This is a genomic window from Rhodococcus sp. Z13_19A (assembly GCF_058133575.1).
Genome location: NZ_JBYUNN010000001.1, coordinates 1,094,606 through 1,108,575, shown reverse-complemented (window position 1 = coordinate 1,108,575; position 13,970 = coordinate 1,094,606). Strand labels below are relative to the sequence as shown.

Here is a 13,970-nt window from a genome sequence, read left to right as displayed (position 1 = left end):
GTTGTGCGTGCACAATGTCAACAGTCCACGACGGGGCTGCTATTCCGTGCCTGCACAGCCACGCACCAGACCTGCACCCCGCCCGAAGCACGACAAGCCCCTGCACCGCGACGCGCATGCACGGCAGAAGGAGGCACAGTGGCGCTGCACGACGAGCTGAGCAGGCTCGACTCCGAGGTCGCCGCCGGCCGCATCTCCACCGAGCAGTTCCGCCAGCAGCGCGACCTGCTGCTCGCCGCCGCGGGCAGCGGACCGGCCTCGGGCGGCCCCTTCCCGCCGCCGTTCCAGTGGCCCGACGGTGCCGGCACCCCTGCCGCCGGCGGTGTGGGTGCTGGTGCCACCGCTGAGGACCGCACCCAGGTGGTGCGCCGGCCGGCACCCGCCGCGAGCACCCCCGCCGAGGCGGACACCAGCGACCGCACCCAGGTGGTCCCCCGCCGCGGCCCCACCGCCAGCAGCACGCCCGCCGAGGACCGCACCCAGGTGGTGCGCCGGCCCGCCGGTGCGACGGCACCGACCGCCCGGGCCGCTGCCGGACCGGCGGCCCGACCAGGTTCGGCAGCGCCCACCGGCGACGCCGACCGCACCCAGATGGTCCGTTCCGCACCGTCGGGCTACTCCACCGTCGGCGCTCCCCCGTGGGCCCGCGGCGGCGTCGGTCCCCAGCGCGGACCGAGCGGCTCCAGCGCGGCCGGCGCAGAGGGCAACCTGCCGCCGTGGACGCTGGGGCAGCAGCCGCAGGCCGCACCGCAGCACGTGGGCGCCCACAGCGACGCAGCCCCATTCGCCGGGCCCGCCTCCCCCAGCCGGCGCTGGCTGGTGCCGGTGGCGGTGCTGGTGGTGCTCGCCATCGTTCTGGCCCTCTGCCTGGTGCTCTTCCTCTGACCGCCCTCCCCCGCGTCGACTGGCTGCGCGCACCCCGGGGCGAGGAGCCGGTGGTCCTGGTGCTGCCCGGCGGCAGGGCCAGCTCGCGGGCCCAGCCCACGCCCCTCGGGCTGGCCCGGCTGCGGATGCTGCCCCTTGCCCGCGCCGTGCAGCGGGCGCTGCCTGACGTCGCGGTGGGCACCGTCCGCTACCGCTACCGGGGCTGGAACGGACACCACCAGGACCCCCTGCACGACGTGCGGGCCGTGCTCGCCGAGCTGGTCGGCACCTCTCCGGTGGTGCTGCTGGGCCACTCCATGGGCGGGCGCACCGCGGTCGCCGCCGCCGCCCACCCCCGTGTGGTCGGCGTGGTGGGTCTGGCGCCCTGGCTGCCCGACGGGGAGAGCGTGTCCACCGTGCGCGGGCGCACCGTGGTGCTCGCCCACGGGGACCAGGACCAGCTGGTGCCCGCCCGGCTCTCCGCCCGCTGGGCCGAGCGCGCCCAGGGCGTCCCCGACCGGCTCGCCCGCTTCGTGGTGACCGGCGACAGCCACGCCATGCTGCGCAGAGCCCGCTGGTGGACCTCGCTGGCGGTGTGGGGCTGCCGCGCCGCGCTGGGCCGAGAGGTCGACCCCGTGCTGCAGGCCGCCTTCGACGCCGGGGCCCAGGGCGAGCTGGCGCACCCCGGTTGATCCCCTCGGCCCTCGGCGCCGCGGTGGCGGCTGGAAGTCGCTGCCGCGGGCCCGGGAGCGCAAGATGAGCGGCGTGCTGGATCTGGCTGAGGTGCGCGCGGGCGGCAGGGCGCCGGTGATCGGGCTCGGCCGGCCGTGACCCAGCGGGGATGGGTGGCGCTGGCGCTGGCCGGCTCGCTGCTGCTGCCGGCGTGCACCGGCTCGGACACCTCGTCCTCCACCGCGTCGCAGACCCCCGCCCCCGGCAACCCCCCGGTGGCCGACGGTCCCGCCGAGCCAGGGCTGGCACCCGCCCCGAGCGTCGCCCCGGTCGGCCGCACCATCGCGGTGGGCAACAACCCGGAGGCCGTGGTGGTGGGCAGCGACGGCACAGCGGCGGTGGGGCTCAAGGGCCCCGACGGCATCGCCCTGGTGGACGTGGCCGCGGGCACGGTGCGCCAGGTGGTGCCCACCGACGGCGGTGCCCCGCGCCACCTCGACCTGGCCGCCCCCGGGGGGCCGGTGCTCGCGCCGCTGGAGCAGAACGACACGGTGCTGGAGGTCAGCCTGGCCGACGGGGCCGTGCTGCGCCGCACCACGGAGGTTGGCCGCAACCCGCACAACGCCGTGCGCACCGCCGACGGCACGGTGGTGGTGAACAACGAGCTCGGCGGCGGCGTGGTGTTCCTGCGCGAGGGCGCCGTCGTCGGCGAGCTGCCCGCCGGACCACCGCAGCCGGGCGGGCTCGCCGCTGTGGGCGGGTACGCAGTGGTCTCCGACGTCCGCGGCCAGGGGTTGTGGGTCTACGACGCCGCGCAGCGGACGCTGGTGGCGCAGACGCCACTGGGCACCCAGCTCACCCACACCATCGCGCTGGCCGCACCCGGGCAGACCCAGGGCACGGGCAGCGCAGCGGGGGTGGTGGCGGTGGCCGACACGGTGGGCGAGGCGGTGTACCTGGTGCGCGTGACCCCGCCCGACCACCGCCAGGGCCGCCCCGACGTGCAGCTGCAGGTGCTGGCCCGGATCGCGGCGACAGGGAGGCCGTACGGCCTGGCCTACGACGCCGCCCGAGCGTTGCTGTTCATCACCCGCACCGCCGACAACCAGCTGGCGGTGGTGGACGTGGCCGACCCGCGGGCGCCGCGCACCCTGGGGACGCTGCCCACGGTGCGCCAGCCCAACTCGGTGGCGGTGGATCCTGCCTCGGGGGAGGTCCTGGTGGCGGGCAACACCGACGGACTGCTGCAGGTGATCCCCCAGGACCAGGTGCCCTCGCGCTGAGCCAGCGCGACGGCTGCGGGCCTCAGGCTCGGTCCGCGCCGGTGCGGGCGCGCAGCCGCCGCAGCTCCCAGGTCCGCTCGTCCGGTCCCAGCACCCGCAGGACCCGGGCGTAGGTGCGGTGCTGGCGCCAGGTGCTCCCGCACACCGCCGCCGCCCCGACCGGGAACACCACCAGACCAGGCACGGCCGAGCCAGGCACCGCACCGCCCAGCAGCACCACCAGCAGGTAGACCACTGTCGCGGCGACCAGCCCCGCGGCCAGCAGCTGCGCGGGTCGGCGCTGCTCCAGGCGGACCCAGGCGTAGCGGCGGGCCAGCTCCCGCTCGGTGGCGTCGGTGCGGGGCAGCCGGCCGGAGTCCACGTCGGACTGCACGGCCCGCAGCCATCCGGGGCCGCTCTCCCAGCCCAGTCGCTCGGCCAGGGCCTGGGTCTGCCCGGGCTCGGCCGCCACCACCACCGCACCCATTGCCGCGCCGGCCAGCACGCACAACAGCGTCACCCACCAGCTGCCGCCGGAAGCGGCCAGCCCGACAGCGCCCAGGTACACCAGGCCCACCACCGCGGCACCGAGCGCGCGAACCCGTCGCGGTGCGGCGACCAGGCGCGTGCGCAGCCCCACCCGGTCGGGGGCGGTCGGCGGCGCGGTGCGGCGGGCCGGCCGGGCCCCGCTCGGGCGGCGGCCAGGGGGACGGGGCGCACGGGTGCTCATCGGAACGGGTCCTCCGTCTCCCACGCGGTGGGCACGCTGACCTGCACGCCCTCGGCCGCGCCGCGCTCGGTGAGAAACCGCAGCGAGGCGGCGAAGCTGTCGACGAAGAACGGCAGCGGCTGCAGCGGCTTGCTCAACGGACGCCAGAACCGGTCCCAGTGCACCGGCAGCACCCGGCGAGCCCCGGTGCGGGTGACCACCTCGCGCCAGTAGGCGTCGCGGAACTCCGCCGAGCGCCGGCCCAGGGTGGCCACCCCCAGGTAGACGGTGTCCGCCACCACGCCCGCCAGTGCTCCCGGGATGAAGTTGGTGCTGGCGTGCACCAGGACCGCGCCGTCGGGGTGATCGACGTGGATGGAGTAGCAGCCACCCTCCTTGTAGCTGCGGACGGAGCTCGGCGGGCGCAGCGGACGGTCGATCACGCCAGGGAAGGCCGGCCGCGGGGTGTGCGCGGCGGGGAAGAGGGTGACCGCGAAGCTGCCGTAGCGCACGGTCTCGCCGGTGGTTGCCACGCGGACCTGAGCGGCGTCCAGGCCGTGCCCAGCACCGATCTGGGCGGTGGAGGCCGAGCCCACCAGCTCAGCCCCGGTGCGCCGCGCCACCGTGGGCGCGTCGAGGGCGTGGTCGTGGTGGGAGTGCGCCACCACCACCGCGTCCAGCCGGTCCACCCCGAGCCGGGTGAGGGCGGAGCCGATCAGCGCCTCGTCCGGGCGGACCGAGCCCACGACCGAGCGCAGCAGGCCGGGGCGGGTGAGGAATCCGTCGGTGAGCACAGCAGAGCTGTTGTCGCGCAACAGGACGCTGGAGACGCCGAGGAAGGTGGCCCGCACCCGGGTGAGGGTACGGGCGGGGTCAGGGCCGCAGGATAATCTTGCCGTGGGTGTGTCCGGTGAGGATCTTGCGGTGGGCGTCGGCGGCCCGGCTCAGCGGGAAGGTCTCGTCCACCACCACGGTCAGCGCACCCTCCTCGGCCAGGGCGACCAGCTCCATGCGGGCGGCGTCGCGCAGCGCGGTGCCGGGGTCGGCGCCGGGACCGTTGCCCAGCACCTTGATGCCCGTGTCACCGCGGCCGAACGCGGCGATGGTGGCCACTCGGGCCGGGCTGCCCACCAGCTGCAGCGACACGTCCACCGCCTCGTCGCCGCCCACCGTGTCCACCGCGGCCTGCACCCCGTGCGGAGCGAGCTCGCGGACCCGCTCGGCCAGCCCGGCGCCGTGCTCCACCGGCTCCGCGCCCAGGGAGCGGAGCAGGTCGTGCTGGGCGGATCCGGCCGTGCCGATGACGGTGGCGCCCCACGCCCGGGCGATCTGCACCGCCATCAGGCCCACCCCGCCCGCGGCGCCGTGCACCAGCACCGTCTCACCCGCGGCCACCCGGGTGGCGGTCAGCGCGTGCACGGCGGTGGTGCCGGTCAGCATCAGCCCGGCAGCCTGCTCCCAGCTGTAGTGGTGGGGCCGGGGCAGCACCGCGCGGCCGGGGACGAACACCTCCTCGGCGTAGCCGCCGCCCACCCGGTAGCCGATCACCGCGTCTCCCACCGACACCGTCCCGGCGGGGCCGACCGCGCCGCCCGGGCCGACCGCCTCCACCACGCCGGAGACCTCGAAGCCGAGCCGCATCGGCAGCTTGGCGGCGTCGTCGCCCATCTGGCCGCTGTAGAGCTTGACGTCGATGGGGTTGACCCCCGCGGCGTGCACCCGCACCCGCGCCACCCCCGGTGCAGGCTCGCGGATCTCCTCGTCGTACTCCGCCAGCACCTCGGGTCCGCCGTAGGCCGTGGCCGCCACGTAGGTCGTCATGCACTGTGAAACAGATCACGGGCGGTGGCTGTTCCCGCGCGGGCTGGCACTCGACACGCCTTGTGTGCCAGCGGGGTCCGCGTCCAGGATGTCCCCTCGCCGTGGAGGAGGTCCGTGATGCCCGGACAGACGAGCGCCAACGTCGAGGTCGCACCGCTGCACGTGGGTGGTGAGCTGCGCGGATTCATGGTCAGCGGCCGGTGGCCGGCCTCCACCCGGGAGTGGACCCAGCTGCTGGTGCTGGCCGTGCGCACCGCCGCGGTGCCGGGGCTGCTGCCCACCACCACGGTCTTCGGCGTGCACGAGGAGTGCCCCGACGATCCCGACCTGCGCGCGGTGGGCATGGTGACCGCGGAGGGCCCGGTGCTGGGCGAGGGAGCGGTGCAGCCCGGCCGCTTCGCCGGACACCAGCCGCCCGCGCTGCTGATGCTGCACCCGCCGTCGGAGACCACCCCGTCGCTGCCCGAGTGCGCCGGGGTGGCCTCGGGGTGCCTGCTGCTGCCGGGCATTCCGTACCTGGGGCTGGCGCACCGGGCAGCGTGGGTGGAGACCGAGCCCGGCGGGACGATCACCGGGCTGATCAGCCGCGACGGGGTCGATCCCAGCCGTGATCCGGACACCGCCGTACTGGCGATGCTGCTCGCCGCCTAGCCCTCCGACGCGTTGCGCTAGATGCCGATCCGCTCCCGCACGCCGTCGGTGAGGGTGCGGACGGTGGACACCGGGCGGAAGGCGCGGGCGGCGTCGGTGAGCGCCGTGCGGGCGTCGGCGGGCAGCTCCAGGTCGGCGGCGGCCACGTTGAACTCCAGCTGCTCCACGCTGGACGCCCCGGGAATCACCACCACCTGCGGCAGGCTGAGCAGCCAGGCCAGCGCCACCTGGGCGGGCTTGGCGTCCACCCCGGCGGCCACCTCGCGCAGGGTGTCCAGCAGCGGCGCCACCCGGCGCAGGTTCTCGGTGCCGAACAGCGGGTTGGCCGCCCGCACCCCACCGGGCCGGTTGGCCACGCTGTACTTGCCGCCGAGCAGACCCTGGGCCAGCGGGCTGTACGCCATCACCATGCGGTTCTCCCGCTCGGCGAAGGGCACCAGGTCCTCCAGCGGGTCGGCGTGGGCCAGGGAGAACTGCACCTGGTTGCTCACCACGGGCTGCCCCAGCGCCTCGTCGGCCTTGCGCCAGCGCTGCAGCGAGTAGTTGGACACGCCCACCGCCCCGATGCGGCCCTCCTCCAGCAGGCTGCGCATCCCCGGCATGATCACCGAGTCCGGCACCACCGGGTTTGGCTGGTGCACCTGGTACAGCGGGATGGAGCTCAGCTCCAGCCGCTTGGCGCTGCCCTCCGCCCGGCGCCGCACGAGGGGCGGGAACGGCGCCACCGGGAACACCTTGCTGGCCACCACCACCTCGGCGCGCTCAGCCCCCAGCGCCTCGGCCAGGATCCGCTCGCTCTTGCCGAAGCCGTACACCTCGGCGGTGTCGAACAGCGTCACGCCCAGCTCGCGAGCCCGCCGCACGATGTCGCGGGCGGCCCCGGAGGCGTAGCCGTCGCCGTAGCCCCACTCCTTGGAGCCGAACTGCCACGTACCCAACCCCACTCGGCTGACCGGACCAAGACCGCTGACCTCCAGGAACTTCATCGTCCCAGTGTGGGTCACCCGGGCCCGTGGCGACACCGGAGAGGCAGCAGCCACGCCCAGGTGTCAGGCTCTGGGACATGATCCGCACTCTCCGCCGCAACGCCCTGCTGGCCACCCTGGTCGCCCCCGCCACCTTCGTCGGCCGCGCCGCGTGGGGCCTGCCCCGCGCGCTGGGCGCCTCCCGGTCCCAGATCCGCCCGTACGCCGCGGGCTCGTCGCACTACCGCGACGGCTCCTTCCACAACACGCTGCCCTCCGACGGCGTGGTCGCCACGGAGGGCGGCTCGCTGGCCTGGTCGATGATCACGCGTCGGCACGGCGGACGCCCGTCGCGGCCGGTGCCCCTGGTGGAGCCCGACCTGAGCACCCCGGCCGCCGAGCTCGCCGCCACCTGGCTGGGCCACGCCACGGTGCTGGTGGAGGTCGACGGAGCCACGGTGCTGGTCGACCCGGTGTGGTCGGACCGCGTCTCGCCCTCCCCGGTGATCGGCCCGCGGCGCATCCACCCGGTGCCGGCCGAGCTGTCCGAGCTGCCGCAGCTGGCCGCGGTGGTGATCTCCCACGACCACTACGACCACCTCGACCTGCCCACGGTGCGCGCCCTGCTGCGCACCCAGAGCGCGCCGTTCGTGGTGCCGCTGGGCATCGGCGCGCACCTGCGGGGCTGGGGCGTGCCCGAGGAGCGCATCGTCGAGCTCGACTGGAACCAGCACACCACCGTGGGCGGGCTGACCATCACCTGCACCGAGGCCCGGCACTTCTCCGGCCGCTCGCTGCTGCGCGACACCACCCTCTGGGCCTCCTGGGTGATCGCCGGACCACGCCACTCGGTGTTCTTCGGCGGCGACACCGGCTACACCCCGGCCTTCGCGGGCATCGGGGAGACCTACGGCCCCTTCGACCTCACCCTGCTCCCCATCGGCGCCTACGGCGACCAGTGGCCGGACATCCACATGAACCCGGAGGAGGCCGTCCGCGCGCACGGCGACCTGGGCGGCGGGCTGCTCATCCCCATCCACTGGGCCACCTTCAACCTGGCCTTCCACTCCTGGCCCGAGCCCGCCCAGCGGGTGCGCGAGGCCGCCCTGCAGCACGGCGTGGCGCTCGCCGTGCCGCGCCCCGGGGAGCGGGTCGTGGTGGACGAGGCCCCCGCGCTCGACGACTGGTGGACGCCGCTCAGCTGAGGCGCTCACCCCGCATCGTCACTCACGTTTCGGGGGACCCGCCCCACCTCACTACCGAATGTCCGAAATGCGTCGCTTGCGCCGTTCGCGCCATTCTTTTCGCGAATTGACGCCTCGCCGCGGACGCGGGTCAGACGAACGTGTGCGGCCGTTCTCCGACCTTTTTGTTCCGAATGACCGAGTTGATGAACGCGGCACCGATGAAGCCGACCCCGATCAGCCCGGTGATGACCTCGGGCACCTCGTACTCCACGGTCACCAGCAGGAGCACCGCCAGCGCCCCGATGGCCCAGTGCGCGCCGTGCTCGAGGTAGACGTAGTCCTCCAGCGTCCCCTTGCGCACCAGGTACACCGTGAGCGAGCGGATCCAGAAGGCGCCGACGCCCAGGCCGATCGCGATGATGAAGATGTCCTGGGTGATGGCGAAGGCCCCCACCACGCCGTCGAAGGAGAACGACGCGTCGAGCACCTCGAGGTAGAGGAACAGGAAGAACGCGGCCTTGCCGCTGGCCTTGGCCAGGGTGCTGGGGCCGCTGCCGGCCGCGCCGGCGGGCTCGAGCGCGCTGCCGTCCGCCTGCCTCGCGTCCGCGCCGACCGGGACCAGCTCGGCCTCGTCGTCATCGTCCTGGGCGCCCTCGAACAGTGATCCCAGGCCGTTGACCACCAGGTACGTGACGATGCCGAGCACCCCGGAGAGGAGCACCTCGAAGGACTTGTCCCCGGAGTGCGCGTGCGGGCCGAAGAAGCCCGCAGCCAGGGCGAGGGCGATCAGGGCCACCGCGACGGAGACCTGCTTGAGGGCGCCGATGCGGGCGAGCGGACGCTCCAGCCAGCTCAGCCAGGTGATGTCACGCTGCTCGAACAGCCAGTCCAGGAACAGCATCCCCAGGAACATGCCGCCGAAGCCGGCGATGGCGGGGTGTGCGGCGTTGATCAGGTTGGCGTACGTGCCGGGCTCGTCGATCGAGCCGCCCTCCAGCGCCAGGCTCACCACCTCGACCGGGCTGATCTTGGCCGTCACCGCCACCAGCAGCAGCGGGAAGATCAGCCGCATGCCGAACACCGCGATGAGCACGCCCACGGTGAGGAAGATGCGCTGCCAGAACTCGTTCATCCGGACGAGCACCTTGGCGTTGACCACGGCGTTGTCGAAGGACAGCGAGACCTCGAGCACGATGAGGATCGCCACGATGGTCAGGGCCGCCGGCCCACCCACCAACAACGTGCCCACCAGGGCCGCGATGGTGATCGCGACTGACCAACCAAAAATTCTGAACACAGCACAATCCTTCGGCGCAATAGGGAAAGGTCGCGAGAACGACGGAAGTGTACTGAGAATTCTGCGGCTGCCGTTATTGGGCTGCGAACCAGTCGATGATCTCTGCGCCGGCCCGCACTCCGTGGTGCTGGGTGACGGTGAGGTGTGGTGCCGCCCACCCGGTGTCGTGCAGCTCGCCGTGCCGGGGCCGGATGGCGAGGTCGGCGGCGGCGAGCAGGTCGGTGTCCAGCAGCGAGTCGCCCGCGGCGAGCATCCGGTCCGCGCCCACTCGGCGGCGGACCTCTGCCGCGGCGGCGGACTTGCGCAGCCGCTCGGGCACGCAGTAGACCTTGCGGCCCTGCATCGACACCGTCCACCCGCGTGGCAGGCAGAACTCGCTGAGCTCTGCGAGCCAGCCCGCCGGCAGGTCGTCGCGCTCCACCACCGCGTAGACGAACAGCTCCGAGGCCACCCGCACGGTGCGCACGAACTGCGGCGCGGGCTCGAACCAGGCGCGCACCTCCGCCAGCGGGGCCGAGGCCGCCAGCAGGGTGTCCACGTGGGTGGACCAGTCGCCGTCCACCGCGCCGTCGACGAGCAGCCGGCCGCCGTTGGCGCAGATGGCGTAGGTCGGCGGCGGGCCGGGCACCTGCACCCGCTGGTACTGCTCCACGGTGCGGGTGGTGGTGGGCACCAGCACGTGCCGGGCGGCCACCTCGGCCAGGCACCGGGCGGCGTCGGTGAGCATGAACGACTGCGGTGCTCCCTGGTAGAGCTCCACGCACAGCAGCGACGGCGCGTCGGCGTCCGCGCAGTCCAGGGCGAGCGCCGCGGCGGAGTAGATCAGGGTGCGGTCGAGGTCGGCGCAGATGACGGTGGGTCCGGGCGCGCTCACGCCGGCACCTGCGCGGCGGCGCCGTCGGCCCCGGTGGCCCCGCGGGTGTAGCGCGGGTGGATCAGCCCGACGCAGGAGTAGGCCAGGTCGGCCACGTCCTCCACCGGCACTCCTCGCCGCTCGGCGAGCAGCAGCACGTGCCCCAGCTCGGCGCGGGCGTCCGGGCGCACCAGCACCTTCCACGGCACCCGCCGCAGCAGCACCCGGGTGGTCTCCCCCACGCCGGGCTTGACCAGGTTCTCCTGCCCGATGCCGTAGGCCTCGCTGATCTCCCGCACCGCCGCCCAGCCCGACCAGGTGGGCTCGCGGTCGCCGGCCGCGACGTGCGGCCAGGAGCTGGCGACCTCCGCGCGGACGGCGTCGAAGTGGGCGGTGACGGCGTCCAGGAAGTCGGTGGAGACGTCGGAGCCGGCCAGCTCGGCGTAGAACTTGGCGCCGTGGAAGTCGGCGGGTCCGATGTGCGTGGCGTTGAGCACCGTGCGCGACACCAGGCCGGAGACGGTGGAGTTCAGGCAGGCCGAGGCGATGAGGTAGTCCTCGCGGGTGCCGAAGGTGCGCACGCAGCGCCCGGGGTCGGCCAGCACCGCCAGGTCGGGGTTGAACCGCGCACCGGTGGCCAGCTCGTGCTCGGCCAGGGCAGCGGTGAGCTCGGAGGTGATGGCGCCCTTGCCCGTCCAGCCGTCCACGAACACCACCGCGGCGGGGTCGTGGTGGGCGGCCAGGTAGCGCAGCGCCACCGGGTCGATGCCGCGGCCGCGCACGATGGACACCGCGTAGTGCGGCAGCTGCAGCCCGTGCACGTGCTGCGCCCAGCGGCGCACCAGGATCCCCACCGGGGTGCCGGCGCGAGCCAGGGAGGCCAGCACCAGGTCGGGTCCGCGCTCGGCCAGCAGCAGCTCGGTGAGCACCCCGACGGCGTGGGCCAGGCGGCGGGCGGAGCCGGCCAGGGCCTGCTGGAACAGTGCCAGGTAGGCCGGGTCGGGCTGGTACTCCACCGGCAGCGACTCCGCGTAGTGAGCCCCGCCGTTCTGCACCGCCTCCTCGCGCTCCTCCACCGGCGCCTCCAGCGCGACCGCGGAGAGGTCCTTGAGCAGCCAGGTCACCTCGTCGGCGGCGTAGGAGCCGAACTCCGGGCCGTGCAGCGGGGTGGGCAGCGGGCCGGCGCTGGGCAGCGTCACCAGCAGCACCGGGGCCGGCAGCGCGTCGAGCAGGCCGGTCAGCTGCGGGGTGTCGGCCACGTCGTCGACCACCACCACCACGGCGTCCGGGCGGCCGACGTTGTAGGCGAAGCGCGGGCCGGGCCCGTCCACCGGGTCGTCGTGGGCGGGAAAGGTGATGCCGCCGCGGATGGCGTAGCCGGGGTCGTCGACGGCCAGCACCGGCGAGCGGGTGGTGGTGGAGCTGCGGACCGCCACGCCGCGGTCGTCCAGCCGGTCAGCCAGCGCCTCGGCCAGGCGCAGCGGGGCGTGCATCAGCTCCTCGGTGCCCAGCACCAGCACCGACCCGCCGGCCGGTACCTGCAGCGCCGCGTCCAGCTGGGCGGCCAGCGCGGGCAGCACCTGCTCCAGCTGGGCTCGGTGCGGGCGCTGCACTCCGTGCCGTCCCCCGTCGGGCAGGGTCACCGGCCAGTCCAGCGCCACCCGCCGCACCGGGTGCGGCGGGGCGGGCACGGGCTGCGGCGTGCTGTGGGCCTGCACCAGCTCGGCGCCGCGGCGCAGCGCGTCGGCGGGCACCTGCACCCGCCCGCGGGCCAGCGACACCACGCTGACCTGGGCGCCCAGCTCGGCGGCCAGCTCCTGCAGGGCGGCCTCGTCCTCGGCGCTGCGCAGGTCGATCAGTGCGGCCACCACGTAGCGGGGCCGCGGGGCGATGGCGTGCAGCATGGCCAGGGTGTTGCGCACGGTGCGCCCGGTGGAGAGCTCGTCGTCCACCAGCACCAGCGGTCCGGTGCCGGTGAGCAGCTCGGGGCTGCGCGGCAGCAGCCGGTGCTCGGTGGCGTGCGAGTGCTCCTCGGCGAAGCGGCCCAGCTGCACCGCGCCGGCGGGGTGGCGTCGGGTGGAGTGCAGGTACACGTCGGCGTCCAGCGCCTCGGCCACCAGGTGGCCGAGCCCGGTGGCGGTCTCGGCGTAGCCCAGCACGCAGACGTCCTCGCTCACACCGGCGCCGCCCAGGGCGACGGCGCGGTCGCGCAGGTCGCGGGCGGCACCGTCGTGGCCGGCCAGCGCGGCCCGCACCGGGTCCTGCCAGCCGGTGGGCGCGGGTGCGCCCAGCTCGGCGGCCACCCGGGCGCCCAGCAGCAGCCCGGCCGCGCGCACCAGCCGCGGGTCGGTGGGGACGTGCTTGCCCAGCACCCGGGAGACCAGCAGGTGCGCCCGCCGCGGGTTGCGCCGCAGCGCCAGGCCCACCAGCTCCTCCACCCGGAGGTCGTCGCCGCTCGCGCCCTGCAGCTGCACCCCCAGGTGCTCGTGCACCCAGGAGCCCGTCCACCCGCTCACGCGGCGTCGCTGGCGGTCAGCAGCTCCACGTAGGAGACGTCCTCGGCCGCCACCCCGAACGCCGCGGCCCGCAGCTGCACCTTGTGCGCCCAGGCCCGGTGGGGGTTCACCTCGTTCATCTTGTTGCCGTACTCGCTGCGCAGCACCCCGCCCGGCGAGGTCGCGGCCAGCACGTCGTTGGCGTCGGCGAACTCCTCGTGCGTCACCACCGACAGCGCGTGCACGGCGGTGACGTGGCTGGGGTGGATCACCGTCTTGCCGGTCAAGCCGTTCACCTTGTCCAGCTGGACCTCGCGGATCAGCCCGTCCAGGTCGTGGCGCAGCAGCGCCGACCGCAGCTCCTGGGCTCCGTGCTCGGCGAACACCGAGGCCCGCAGCTGGGGCTTGAAGATGCGCTCGCCGCCGGTGAAGTACTCCCACACCGGTCCGGTGATGGTGAACCCGGTGCCGTCGGCGCGGCCCAGCACGTTGACCACGTCGGCGATGGCGTTGCCCACCAGCCGCACGTCGTAGATGGTCATCTCCGCGGTGCGGCGCAAGCCGAACACCCCGGAGAAGTCGCTGGCACCCAGGCGCACCGCCAGCACCTGCTCGCGCGCCTGGTTGAGCAGCGCGCGGATGCCGGCCAGCGCCTGCGCGCGGGTCTCCAGGTAGAGCACGTCGGCCGACTCGATCACCGGCATCGCCCACAGCCGCACCCCGCTGTCCGAGGACGCCTGGGCCAGCTCCTGCAGGTAGCCCGCCCCGTTGTGCACGGTGAACTTGGGCAGCACGAAGCCGCTGAGCAGCGTCGTCGCTGGACCCAGCCGCCGCACCAGGTCGCCGATCTGCTCGGCGGTGCGCACCCGCACGAACAGCCGCGGCCTGGGGGCGGTGTCGGCCTGCAGTGCCACCAGCTGGTCCACCAGGTTCTGCTCCGCCGCGGCCAGCTCGGTGTTGGCCACCGAGTCCTCCAGGCACAGCACCATGCTGGTGACGCCGGCGGCGCGGCTGCGCACCACGTCGCGCGCCAGGTTGGGCCGGGTGGCAGGGCAGTACAGGGTGGCGCCCAGGTGGGTGGCCAGCAGGTCGTGCGGACTGTCCGCGGTCACTGGCTGGGGTGGCTTGCTGAACAACGACGCACGCACGTCCTCAGCGAGGAAGTCGAAGTGGATCACGGGTTGTCTCCTCGGC

At 74.5% G+C, this 13,970-nt stretch carries 13 protein-coding genes and 1 pseudogene; 5 read left to right on the top strand and 9 right to left on the bottom strand.

All coding sequences use genetic code 11. From position 1 onward, the window contains the following. Nucleotides 1-138 precede the first annotated feature (138 nt). The 3 genes from AC3YNX_RS05170 (at nucleotide 139) to AC3YNX_RS05160 (ending at nucleotide 2,819) form a co-directional block, all read left to right on the top strand. Nucleotides 139-885, top strand: coding sequence for a hypothetical protein (locus AC3YNX_RS05170; RefSeq protein ID WP_489994793.1), 747 nt, complete (start codon nucleotides 139-141; stop codon nucleotides 883-885). Nucleotides 886-935: 50 nt separating this feature from the next. After that, nucleotides 936-1,556 (top strand): alpha/beta fold hydrolase, encoded by a 621-nt coding sequence (locus AC3YNX_RS05165; RefSeq protein WP_489994792.1) that lies wholly within the window; start codon nucleotides 936-938, stop codon nucleotides 1,554-1,556. Between the two features lie 135 nt (nucleotides 1,557-1,691). After that, nucleotides 1,692-2,819: a YncE family protein gene (locus tag AC3YNX_RS05160; RefSeq protein WP_489982333.1), complete on the top strand. Its 1,128-nt coding sequence runs from the start codon at nucleotides 1,692-1,694 to the stop codon at nucleotides 2,817-2,819. Nucleotides 2,820-2,841: 22 nt separating this feature from the next. On the opposite strand, the gene AC3YNX_RS05155 is transcribed toward AC3YNX_RS05160, so the two are convergent. From AC3YNX_RS05155 to AC3YNX_RS05140, 4 genes and pseudogenes are all read right to left on the bottom strand, one after another. After that, nucleotides 2,842-3,528: a hypothetical protein gene (locus tag AC3YNX_RS05155; RefSeq protein WP_489994791.1), complete on the bottom strand. Its 687-nt coding sequence runs from the start codon at nucleotides 3,526-3,528 to the stop codon at nucleotides 2,842-2,844. After that, nucleotides 3,525-4,358: an MBL fold metallo-hydrolase gene (locus AC3YNX_RS05150; RefSeq protein ID WP_489994790.1), complete on the bottom strand. Its 834-nt coding sequence runs from the start codon at nucleotides 4,356-4,358 to the stop codon at nucleotides 3,525-3,527. Before AC3YNX_RS05150 ends, AC3YNX_RS05155 begins: the two co-directional genes overlap by 4 nt. Nucleotides 4,359-4,380: 22 nt before the next feature. After that, complete coding sequence (locus AC3YNX_RS05145; protein WP_489994985.1) at nucleotides 4,381-4,947, bottom strand: zinc-binding dehydrogenase; 567 nt, start codon at nucleotides 4,945-4,947, stop codon at nucleotides 4,381-4,383. 93 nt (nucleotides 4,948-5,040) lie between these two features. Beyond that, nucleotides 5,041-5,187 (bottom strand): annotated as a pseudogene (locus AC3YNX_RS05140) (alcohol dehydrogenase catalytic domain-containing protein); the annotation flags it as partial. A gap of 258 nt (nucleotides 5,188-5,445) precedes the next feature. Between AC3YNX_RS05140 and AC3YNX_RS05135 the strand changes: the two are divergent. Next, nucleotides 5,446-5,979: a peptidase gene (locus AC3YNX_RS05135; RefSeq protein ID WP_127781639.1), complete on the top strand. Its 534-nt coding sequence runs from the start codon at nucleotides 5,446-5,448 to the stop codon at nucleotides 5,977-5,979. Between the two features lie 17 nt (nucleotides 5,980-5,996). Here AC3YNX_RS05135 and AC3YNX_RS05130 read toward each other — a convergent pair whose 3' ends face one another. Continuing rightward, the gene (locus AC3YNX_RS05130) at nucleotides 5,997-6,965 is read right to left on the bottom strand and encodes an aldo/keto reductase (protein ID WP_489982329.1); all 969 of its coding nucleotides are present in this window, start codon (nucleotides 6,963-6,965) and stop codon (nucleotides 5,997-5,999) included. Between the two features lie 77 nt (nucleotides 6,966-7,042). Here AC3YNX_RS05130 and AC3YNX_RS05125 point away from each other — a divergent pair, with 77 nt between their 5' ends. After that, nucleotides 7,043-8,149: an MBL fold metallo-hydrolase gene (locus AC3YNX_RS05125; protein WP_489994789.1), complete on the top strand. Its 1,107-nt coding sequence runs from the start codon at nucleotides 7,043-7,045 to the stop codon at nucleotides 8,147-8,149. A 130-nt stretch (nucleotides 8,150-8,279) separates the two neighbouring features. On the opposite strand, the gene AC3YNX_RS05120 is transcribed toward AC3YNX_RS05125, so the two are convergent. From AC3YNX_RS05120 to AC3YNX_RS05105, 4 genes are all read right to left on the bottom strand, one after another. Next, nucleotides 8,280-9,428, bottom strand: coding sequence for a DUF475 domain-containing protein (locus tag AC3YNX_RS05120; RefSeq protein WP_489982327.1), 1,149 nt, complete (start codon nucleotides 9,426-9,428; stop codon nucleotides 8,280-8,282). Between the two features lie 73 nt (nucleotides 9,429-9,501). Beyond that, nucleotides 9,502-10,302 carry an HAD family hydrolase gene (locus AC3YNX_RS05115; protein WP_489994788.1) on the bottom strand — a complete coding sequence of 267 codons (801 nt, stop codon included), beginning with the start codon at nucleotides 10,300-10,302 and terminating at the stop codon, nucleotides 9,502-9,504. Continuing rightward, nucleotides 10,299-12,797: a phosphoribosyltransferase gene (locus tag AC3YNX_RS05110; RefSeq protein ID WP_489994787.1), complete on the bottom strand. Its 2,499-nt coding sequence runs from the start codon at nucleotides 12,795-12,797 to the stop codon at nucleotides 10,299-10,301. The genes AC3YNX_RS05115 and AC3YNX_RS05110 overlap by 4 nt, the downstream gene beginning before the upstream one ends. Continuing rightward, on the bottom strand, nucleotides 12,794-13,954 hold the full coding sequence (locus AC3YNX_RS05105) for an HpcH/HpaI aldolase/citrate lyase family protein (protein WP_489994786.1): 1,161 nt from the start codon (nucleotides 13,952-13,954) through the stop codon (nucleotides 12,794-12,796). Before AC3YNX_RS05105 ends, AC3YNX_RS05110 begins: the two co-directional genes overlap by 4 nt. Nucleotides 13,955-13,970 lie beyond the last annotated feature (16 nt).

Bases quoted from the DNA above. Each gene is read 5' to 3' on its own strand.
- AC3YNX_RS05135 (WP_127781639.1), top strand. From the start codon at position 5,446: ATGCCCGGACAGACGAGCGCCAACGTCGAGGTCGCACCGCTGCACGTG.
- AC3YNX_RS05155 (WP_489994791.1), bottom strand. From the start codon at position 3,528: ATGAGCACCCGTGCGCCCCGTCCCCCTGGCCGCCGCCCGAGCGGGGCC.
- AC3YNX_RS05125 (WP_489994789.1), top strand. From the start codon at position 7,043: ATGATCCGCACTCTCCGCCGCAACGCCCTGCTGGCCACCCTGGTCGCC.
- AC3YNX_RS05145 (WP_489994985.1), bottom strand. From the start codon at position 4,947: ATGCTGACCGGCACCACCGCCGTGCACGCGCTGACCGCCACCCGGGTG.
- AC3YNX_RS05130 (WP_489982329.1), bottom strand. From the start codon at position 6,965: ATGAAGTTCCTGGAGGTCAGCGGTCTTGGTCCGGTCAGCCGAGTGGGG.